An 8,086-nucleotide genomic window follows, 5' to 3' on the forward strand; every position below is an offset into this window, starting at 1 on the left:
AAAAAAAAAAAAGGCGCTTTCAATTCCGTCCACATGGGGCTGTTCTAAAGCGTTTTCGAGCGAAGTGGATACCGCTTCGCGTGAAGAAAACGCGTCAAAGTTAGAATCTGGAGCCGGTTTCAATTCCATTGAAACGGGCTCCAGCGCGGGTTTCCCGCTGATGCATCCCGCTTTATAAAGCGCAGCGAGGTTGACGGGCGCCGCCAAAACGGGGAGCGTGGGCCTCGAACGGGACGTTTCAGGTGGGCGGAAAAATGCGAGCGAAAACAGCGCTGACGCTACTGTGCATGGGGTTGTTTTCGCCATTTTGCGTTAGCGCCGAGGCCCAGACCGCCGGCCCCGAGATTCGCCTCGCCCAGGCAGCCCCGCCTGATGCCCCGCCACCGCGCAAGCGACCGCCGCGCTTGCGCGTCACGCCCTATTACAGCCCTGACGGCGTCTATCCGCGCTACAATCCGGGTCCCAATGCGGTCCGCGAATGCAACGCGACCTATGTGCAGGAATTCCGGCCCAGCGGCACGGTGATCGTGCCGCGCATGAGCTGCTACTGGCGCCCCGGCTGATGCCGGTTCGACGCTCGCGCGCAGCGCGGGAGCCTCAAGGGATCGTCATGGCGAGATGGTTTGCATTGGCCGTTGTCGTCGCGCTAGCGGCGGGCCTGCCTCGCGCTTTCGCTGCGCAAAGGGCGACGGTGCCGGAGGCCTCGGCCGGGATCGCGGTTTTCGATGTGCGGCGACCCGCGCGAACCCATGGCATTGTGCGGCCTGTCGTGCGCCATGATCCCCGCTATTACGCGCGGCCCGTCCACTACCGTCCTTATCCCTACGGCGTGCCCGCACCATTCGTGTTCGGCTACGGGCCGTTCTGGTGACGTCGCAGCGCTACGCCGTTCGTTCACGAGGCATTCACGTCGCCGCCCCTAGCTTGCCCTCGGGAGCGACTGCAATTGAACAGGGATGACGCGGGCCGGGAACGAGCATCGCCTCTCCGCTGTCCAGATTCAGGGAGAAGTCCATGCTGAGGAGTTTGGGTCTCAGGGCAGGCCCGATGCGCCTGCTCGGGATTGCGGCTGCGGCGACGCTGATGCTGTCGGCCGGGAGCGCGCATCGCGCTGAAGCGCTCACCTTGATCAATCCGGCGACGTCACCTGCGACGAAAGCTGCGGCCGACGACCTCGTCACGCAGGTCCGGCACGGCGGCGGTGGGCATGGTGGTGGCGGACATTTTCACGGCGGCGGTGGCTTCCGCGGTGGCGGCGGACATTTCGGCGGCTTCCGCGGCGGCGGCTTTCATGGCGGCGGCTTCCGCGCCGGGCCGGCCTTCCACGGCGGCGGCATTCGCTACGGCGGATTCCGTCATTATGGCGGCTATCACCGCCACTGGGGCTATCGTCCCCATTTCGGCCATCGCCACTTCCACCGGCGCTATTATGTCGGCGGCTATTATCCCTACTACCACTATCCGCGCCGCTGCCGGGTCATCTGGACCTATTACGGCCCGCGCCGCATCTGCCGCTGGCATCGTCCGTATCGGTATTGGTAAGCACGACCAAAGTGAAAAGGGCGCCTTAGCGGCGCCCTTTGTCTATCCGGCGGCTACAGCCAATCCTTCAGCTTCCAAGACGAAGCTTTCCACCGCATCAGGGTCTCGACCTTCCACTGCTTGAACATCGAAGGCGGCCAGCGGCTGAGCTTCGAGGTCTCCTCGACCTCGGGCTTGGCGACGATGTGCAAGCGTGGCGCGCGCCGGCGGTGCTGGCGCGTGGCCTCGCCGATCAGGTCGACATATTCAGGCTTATTGGCCATGGCGCGCGTCCTCGCGAAAACCTCGCGAGGACGAGAGTGTCAGGCGATCGTTTAACGGCGGTTTGCCGCGATCGCTACAATTGCAGGCAGTGGCTTAGCGCCAGTCCCTGACGTCGACGAAGTGACCCGCGATCGCCGCCGCTGCCGCCATCGCCGGCGACACCAGATGGGTGCGGCCCTTGAAACCCTGGCGTCCTTCGAAATTGCGGTTCGAGGTCGAGGCGCAGCGCTCTTCCGGGGCCAGCTTGTCCGGGTTCATGGCAAGGCACATCGAGCAACCGGGCTCGCGCCATTCGAAGCCGGCCTTGAGGAAGATCTTGTCCAGACCCTCGGCCTCGGCCTGCTCCTTCACGATGCCGGAGCCCGGCACGACCATGGCGTTGACATGCGCTGAAACGGTCTTGCCTTCGGCAATCTTTGCCGCAGCGCGCAGATCTTCGATGCGGCCGTTGGTGCAGGAGCCGATGAAGATGCGATCGACCTTGATGTCGGTGATCTTCGTACCCGCGGTCAGGCCCATGTACTTCAGCGCGCGGTGCTTGGAGAGACGCTTGGCCTCGTCCGCGATCTTATCGGGATCGGGCACGATGCCGGTCACCGAGATGACGTCCTCAGGCGAAGTGCCCCAAGTCACGATCGGCGGCAGCTTGGCGGCATCGAGGCGCAGCTCGTTGTCGAAATGCGCGCCCTCGTCGGAGCGCAGTTTTTCCCAGTAGCGCATCGCCGCATCCCAGTCGGCGCCCTTCGGGGCTTTGGGGCGGCCGCGCAGGAAGTCGAACGCTTTCTGGTCGGGCGCAACGAGACCGGCGCGCGCGCCGCCTTCGATCGACATGTTGCAGACCGTCATGCGGCCTTCCATGCTGAGCGCACGGATTGCGTCGCCAGCGTATTCCAGCACGTAACCGGTGCCGCCCGCGGTGCCGATCTCGCCGATGATGGCGAGGATGATGTCCTTGCCCGTCACGCCATCGGGCAGTTTGCCATCGACGGTGACGCGCATGTTCTTGGCCTTCTTCTGGATCAGCGTCTGCGTCGCCAGAACATGCTCGACTTCCGACGTGCCGATGCCGTGCGCGAGCGCGCCGAACGCGCCATGCGTCGAGGTGTGGCTGTCACCGCAGACGATGGTGGTGCCGGGCAGGGTAAAACCCTGCTCGGGGCCGATGACGTGGACGACGCCCTGGCGCTTGTCGAACTCGTTGTAATATTCAATGCCGAATTCCTTGGCGTTCTCGGCCAGCGCCTTGATCTGCTCGATGCTTTCAGGATCGGGATTCGGCTTGGTACGATCGGTGGTCGGCACGTTGTGGTCGACGACGGCGAGCGTCTTTTCCGGCGCGTGCACCTTGCGCCCCGTCGCGCGCAGGCCTTCGAACGCCTGCGGTGAGGTCACCTCGTGCACCAGATGGCGGTCGATATAGAGCAGGCAGGTGCCGTCCTCGGCTTCGTGCACCAGATGGTCGTTCCAGATCTTGTCGTACAATGTGGTCGGCTTGGACATGAGCTTGAGCTCCGAAAGAATGTTGTGTCAGCGGATAGGCGCGCGCGGCGCGCGGGCAACAAAATCGTCAGCGCAGCTTTTAGGCTGCGCGCGTAAGCTCTGACGTTGCCGAGGTCGCGAAACGTCCGAAGAACCGGCCAGGCAGCCGCGAGCGATCGTCGATGACGATGCGCTTGACGGGGGCGAGGCTGGTCGGATCTGGAAACATTCTAGAAGCTATATAGCATGCAGCGGTAAAAGCGCGAGGGCTTCAAGTTCGTCATTGCGAGCGGAGCGAAGCAATCCAGGAATGCGCCCGCGCAGACAGTCTGGATTGCTTCGTCGCCAGAGCTCCTCGCAATGACGGTGGGCAAAACAAAAAAGCGCGGAGCCGAGCCCCGCGCTTTCGAAAACTTGCCTGATGGCGGAGCCTACTCGTTGACGGCCTTGGCGTGCTCGGTCTTCTCGACGATGCGGGCGGACTTGCCGCGAAGACTGCGGAGATAATAGAGCTTGGCGCGACGCACCTTGCCGCGGCGCACCACCTTGATCGAGTCGATCATCGGCGACATCACCGGGAACACGCGCTCCACGCCCTCTCCGTAGGAGATCTTGCGAACGGTGAAGCTCTCGTTGAGGCCACCGCCGGAACGGCCGATGCAGACGCCTTCATAGGCCTGCACGCGGGTGCGGTCGCCTTCGACGACCTTCACGTTGACGATCACGGTGTCGCCGGGACCGAATTCCGGAATCTCCTTGGTGGCGGAGAGCTTGTCGAACTGCTCTTTTTCGAGCTGTTGGATCAGGTTCATGGGGTAATCTCCATCGGCGCGCCCAGCCGTGAGAAACGGGGGCTGCGCGAAATTCGTCGATCCAGCTATTGCGGATGTGGCCGCTCCTATAAGGCAAGCCGGAGCGTTTGTCACCCGTCTGTCTTGTTTTTTGGCGTTTTTTGGCGACCGACCCGATTCGCCGGCTTGGGGGGGATCAGGGCCCATAAATCGGGCCGCCGGGCTGCCGTGAGGGCCTCGGATTGCGCCCGCCGCCAGCTGGCCACCTTGGCATGGTCGCCGGAGGTCAGGATCTCCGGGATCGGGGCTCCCTCGAACAGCTGCGGGCGGGTGTATTGGGGGTACTCAAGCAGGCCATCGGAGAAGCTTTCCTCGGTTCCCGAGGCCTCCTTGCCCATCACGCCCGGCAGCAGCCGCACACAGGCATCGATGAGGGCCAAAGCGGCGATTTCGCCCCCGGACAGCACGTAATCCCCGATCGAGACCTCCTCCAGGCCCCGCCCGTCGATCACCCGCTGGTCGATCCCCTCGAAGCGCCCGCAGACGATCAGGGGGCCGGGGCCCCCGGCGAGCTCGGCAACCCGGGCCTGGGTCAATGGCCGACCGCGCGGGCTCATCAGCAGGCGCGGCCGCTCGGGGGCGATCTCGGCGGCATCGATGGCCGCCGCCAGAACATCCGCCCGCAGCACCATGCCCGGCCCGCCGCCGGCCGGGGTGTCGTCAACGCTGCGGTGGCGGTCGGTGGCGGACGCCCTTATGTCCCGCGCCTCGATCTCCCAGAACCCGGACGCCAGCGCCCGGCCAGCCAGGCTCACGCCCAGCGGTCCCGGAAACATCTCCGGAAACAGCGTCAGCACCGTCGCGCGCCAGGGTGAGGGATTGGTCATGTCGATCAGCTTAGCCAAAACCACGGGCTGTGGTTATGGGTCCCCGCTTTCGCGGGGACGACTCGCGGAGGGATCGTTGTTTTCGTCCTCGCCCTCGACCTCCTGCGGCAGCGCGATCACGACGCGGCCGCCGGCGATGTCGACCTCCGGCACCACTGCGTTCGTGAACGGCAGCAACAGCGTCGTGCCTTTCGGCGGGGCGATCTCGATGATGTCGCCGGCGCCGAAATTGTGGATCGCGAGCACGCGGCCGAGCGCATCGCCGTCCGTGGTGACGGCGGCGAGCCCGATCAGATCGGTGTGGTAATATTCGTCCGCGTCGGTCGCAGGCAGCTTGTCGCGGGCGACGTAGAGCTCGATGCCGTTGAGGCGCTCGGCCTCATCGCGGGTCGTGACGCCCTTGAACGTCGCGACCAGATGATCCCGGGCCTCGCGCGCCGTTGCGACCTCGAACTGGCGCTTGCCGTCCTTGGACAGCAGCGGACCGTAGCGCTTCACGGCAAAGGGATCCTCGGTGAAGGTCCACAGTTTGACCGCACCGCGCACACCATGCGCGGCGCCGATCCGCGCGACGCAGACCAGCGCCGACATGTTCTAGCCTTAGCCCTTCGCGGCGGCTTCGGCCTGCGCCTTGCGCTCCTTGCGCGGCACGGCCTTCTCGGGATTGTTGCGCGCTTCGCGCTTCTTGACGCCGGCAGCGTCGAGGAAACGCGCCACGCGGTCGGACGGCTGTGCGCCCTTGGCGAGCCAGGCCTTCACCTTGTCCATGTCGAGCTTCAGACGGGTCTCGTTGTCCTTCGGCAGCAGCGGGTTGAAATAGCCGAGACGCTCGATGAAGCGGCCATCGCGCGGGAAGCGCGAGTCGGCGACGACGACGTGATAGACGGGACGCTTCTTGGTGCCTGCGCGGGCGAGGCGGATAACGACGGACATTCAGTTCTCCTTCAAAGTACAGTTTGTTCGGTTGATTGGTATTCCGCGTTGCGCGGGACGCTTATCGATCCCGTGCGACGAATTCCTCATTTCTTCTTGCCGGGGAAGCCGCCGAGGCCCGGCAGCATCGGCTTGCCACTGAGGCCCGTGAGCCCCGGCACATTCGGCAGGCCCTGACGCAAGCCGGCAGGCAGATCCTTCGGCAAACTGGGCAAACCCTGTCCGCCGCCGCTCTGCATCTTCTCCTGCAGCGCCTTCATCTCTTCCGGCGAGGGCGGCTTCATGCCGCCGCCAAAGCCCATGGCCTGCGCGATGCCGGCGAGCGGGCCGCGCTTGCCCGAGCCCATCGCCTTCATCACGTCGGCCATGTTCCGGTGCATCTTGAGCAGCTTGTTGACCTGCTCGACGCTCTGGCCGGACCCTGCAGCGATACGCTTCTTGCGGCTGGCCTTGAGCAAATCGGGATGACGGCGCTCGTCGCGCGTCATGGAATCGATCACCGCGACCTGGCGCTTCAGGATCTTGTCGTCGATCCCCGCGGCCGCGATCTGGTTCTTCATCTTGGCGATGCCGGGCATCATGCCCATCAGCCCGCTGATGCCGCCCATGCTGGCCATCTGCAGCAGCTGCTCACGCATGTCGTTGAGGTCGAACTGACCCTTGCGCATGCGCTCGGCGGTGCGTGCGGCCTTTTCGGCGTCGATATTGGCGGCGGCACGTTCGACCAGCGACACCACGTCGCCCATGCCGAGGATGCGGCCGGCAATACGATCGGGGTGGAAGTCTTCCAGCGCATCGGTCTTTTCACCGGTGCCGATCAGCTTGATCGGCTTGCCGGTGACCGCGCGCATCGACAGCGCAGCACCGCCGCGGCCGTCGCCGTCAACTCGTGTCAGCACGATGCCGGTGAGGCCGACGCGCTGATCGAACGCGCGCGCAAGGTTGACCGCGTCCTGACCGGTGAGAGAGTCCGCAACCAGCAGCACTTCGTGCGGATTGGCCGCAGCTTTGATCGCGGCTGCTTCCGCCATCATATCTTCGTCGAGCGTGGTGCGGCCGGCGGTGTCGAGCAGCACGATGTCGTAGCCGCCGAGCTTGCCGGCTTCCAGCGCGCGCTTGGCAATCTGCGGCGGCTGCTGTCCCGCCACGATCGGCAGGGTCGGAATGTCGAGGTCGCGGCCGAGCACGGCAAGCTGCTCCATCGCCGCCGGACGATAGACGTCGAGCGAGGCCATCAGCACCTTGCGCTTGTCGCGCTGGACCAGACGGCGGGCGAGCTTTGCAGTGGTGGTGGTTTTACCGGAGCCTTGCAGACCGACCATCATGATCGGCACCGGCGGCACGGAATTGACGTCGATGGTCTGGCTTTCGGCGCCGAGCGTGTTGATCAGCTCGTCGTGGACGATCTTGACCACCATCTGGCCGGGGGTGACCGACTTGACGACGGTGGCACCGATCGCCTGCTCGCGGACGCGCTCGGTGAAGCTGCGCACCACTTCCAGCGCGACGTCGGCCTCCAGCAGCGCGCGGCGCACTTCGCGCATCGCGGCATCGACGTCCTTTTCGGTCAGCGCACCGCGCCCCGTCAGACGATCGAGAATTCCGCCAAGCCGTTCCGACAGATTGTCGAACAATGCCGTTGTCCTGTTTTACCCCTCCCCCGCAAGCGCGGGGCGAGGGAGAAGAAAGTCCAAACACCTTTACGCCCGAGGGCGCACAGCGCTGTCGGGCGTTGACCTCTGGCCTCGAGGACCAGTCGGCGGGTCGAAAAGAAAGCCTTTCCGAGAAAGTGGCGGGGTTAAACGCCGCTCACGCCCAAAAGTCAAGGAAAGTTAGGGCGCCGGGGCGGCCTTGCCAGGGTAAGATCCTGAAAACAGGGCCCTTTTGACGGCCGGTTCCTTTTCCTTCGGCCCCGCCCATATAGAAGGTGATGACTTACCTCCACCACCATTCCTGAAGCCCGCCGTGCCGATCACCCGCCGCCGCCTGTTCGGACTGCTTGCCGGGGCCGGCGCCCTGGTCGGTGTCCCGTCCCTTTGGATGTCCCGCATGAAAACCTATGACGGTCCCGCCTCCGATCATTTCGACGGTCTGAACTTCTTCGATCCGGACGGCGCGCCGCCGAAATCGCTTCGGGAGGTGCTGCGCTGGCAGCTCGGCGGTAAGCGGCAGCGCGCCACCTGGCCCGAC

The 8,086-nt window shown here is 64.9% G+C and carries 10 protein-coding genes and 1 pseudogene; 4 read left to right on the forward strand and 7 right to left on the reverse strand.

What is annotated here, in order from left to right:
• Nucleotides 1-287: 287 nt before the first annotated feature.
• The 3 genes from CV770_RS33815 (at nt 288) to CV770_RS33825 (ending at nt 1,542) form a co-directional block, all read left to right on the forward strand.
• Complete coding sequence (locus CV770_RS33815; RefSeq protein WP_201760163.1) at nt 288-563, forward strand: hypothetical protein; 276 nt, start codon at nt 288-290, stop codon at nt 561-563.
• Between the two features lie 47 nt (nt 564-610).
• Entirely contained in the window at nt 611-871 is a 261-nt protein-coding gene (locus CV770_RS33820) for a hypothetical protein (protein ID WP_104465439.1), read from the forward strand.
• A 143-nt stretch (nt 872-1,014) separates the two neighbouring features.
• A complete protein-coding gene (locus CV770_RS33825; protein ID WP_091964995.1) occupies nt 1,015-1,542 on the forward strand; it encodes a hypothetical protein in 528 nt (175 codons plus the stop codon).
• Between the two features lie 53 nt (nt 1,543-1,595).
• Here the strand turns inward: CV770_RS33825 and CV770_RS33830 are convergent, their stop codons facing one another.
• From CV770_RS33830 to ffh, 7 genes are all read right to left on the reverse strand, one after another.
• Nucleotides 1,596-1,805 (reverse strand): hypothetical protein, encoded by a 210-nt coding sequence (locus tag CV770_RS33830; protein WP_091964993.1) that lies wholly within the window; start codon nt 1,803-1,805, stop codon nt 1,596-1,598.
• Nucleotides 1,806-1,899: 94 nt separating this feature from the next.
• Nucleotides 1,900-3,306 (reverse strand): 3-isopropylmalate dehydratase large subunit, encoded by a 1,407-nt coding sequence (gene leuC, locus CV770_RS33835; protein ID WP_091964991.1) that lies wholly within the window; start codon nt 3,304-3,306, stop codon nt 1,900-1,902.
• 410 nt (nt 3,307-3,716) lie between these two features.
• A complete protein-coding gene (gene rplS, locus CV770_RS33840) occupies nt 3,717-4,097 on the reverse strand; it encodes a 50S ribosomal protein L19 (protein WP_091964989.1) in 381 nt (126 codons plus the stop codon).
• A gap of 110 nt (nt 4,098-4,207) precedes the next feature.
• Nucleotides 4,208-4,963: a tRNA (guanosine(37)-N1)-methyltransferase TrmD gene (trmD, locus tag CV770_RS33845; protein ID WP_104465440.1), complete on the reverse strand. Its 756-nt coding sequence runs from the start codon at nt 4,961-4,963 to the stop codon at nt 4,208-4,210.
• Nucleotides 4,964-4,996: 33 nt separating this feature from the next.
• A complete protein-coding gene (gene rimM, locus CV770_RS33850; RefSeq protein ID WP_104465441.1) occupies nt 4,997-5,554 on the reverse strand; it encodes a ribosome maturation factor RimM in 558 nt (185 codons plus the stop codon).
• 9 nt (nt 5,555-5,563) lie between these two features.
• The gene (gene rpsP, locus CV770_RS33855; protein ID WP_008133080.1) at nt 5,564-5,896 is read right to left on the reverse strand and encodes a 30S ribosomal protein S16; all 333 of its coding nucleotides are present in this window, start codon (nt 5,894-5,896) and stop codon (nt 5,564-5,566) included.
• Between the two features lie 86 nt (nt 5,897-5,982).
• Nucleotides 5,983-7,530 (reverse strand): signal recognition particle protein, encoded by a 1,548-nt coding sequence (ffh, locus tag CV770_RS33860; RefSeq protein ID WP_091964984.1) that lies wholly within the window; start codon nt 7,528-7,530, stop codon nt 5,983-5,985.
• A 331-nt stretch (nt 7,531-7,861) separates the two neighbouring features.
• Here ffh and CV770_RS33865 point away from each other — a divergent pair.
• Nucleotides 7,862-8,086 (forward strand): annotated as a pseudogene (locus tag CV770_RS33865) (MBL fold metallo-hydrolase); the annotation flags it as partial.

It is taken from the genome of Bradyrhizobium sp. AC87j1, from assembly GCF_002936975.1.
Classification (GTDB): domain Bacteria; phylum Pseudomonadota; class Alphaproteobacteria; order Rhizobiales; family Xanthobacteraceae; genus Bradyrhizobium; species Bradyrhizobium shewense.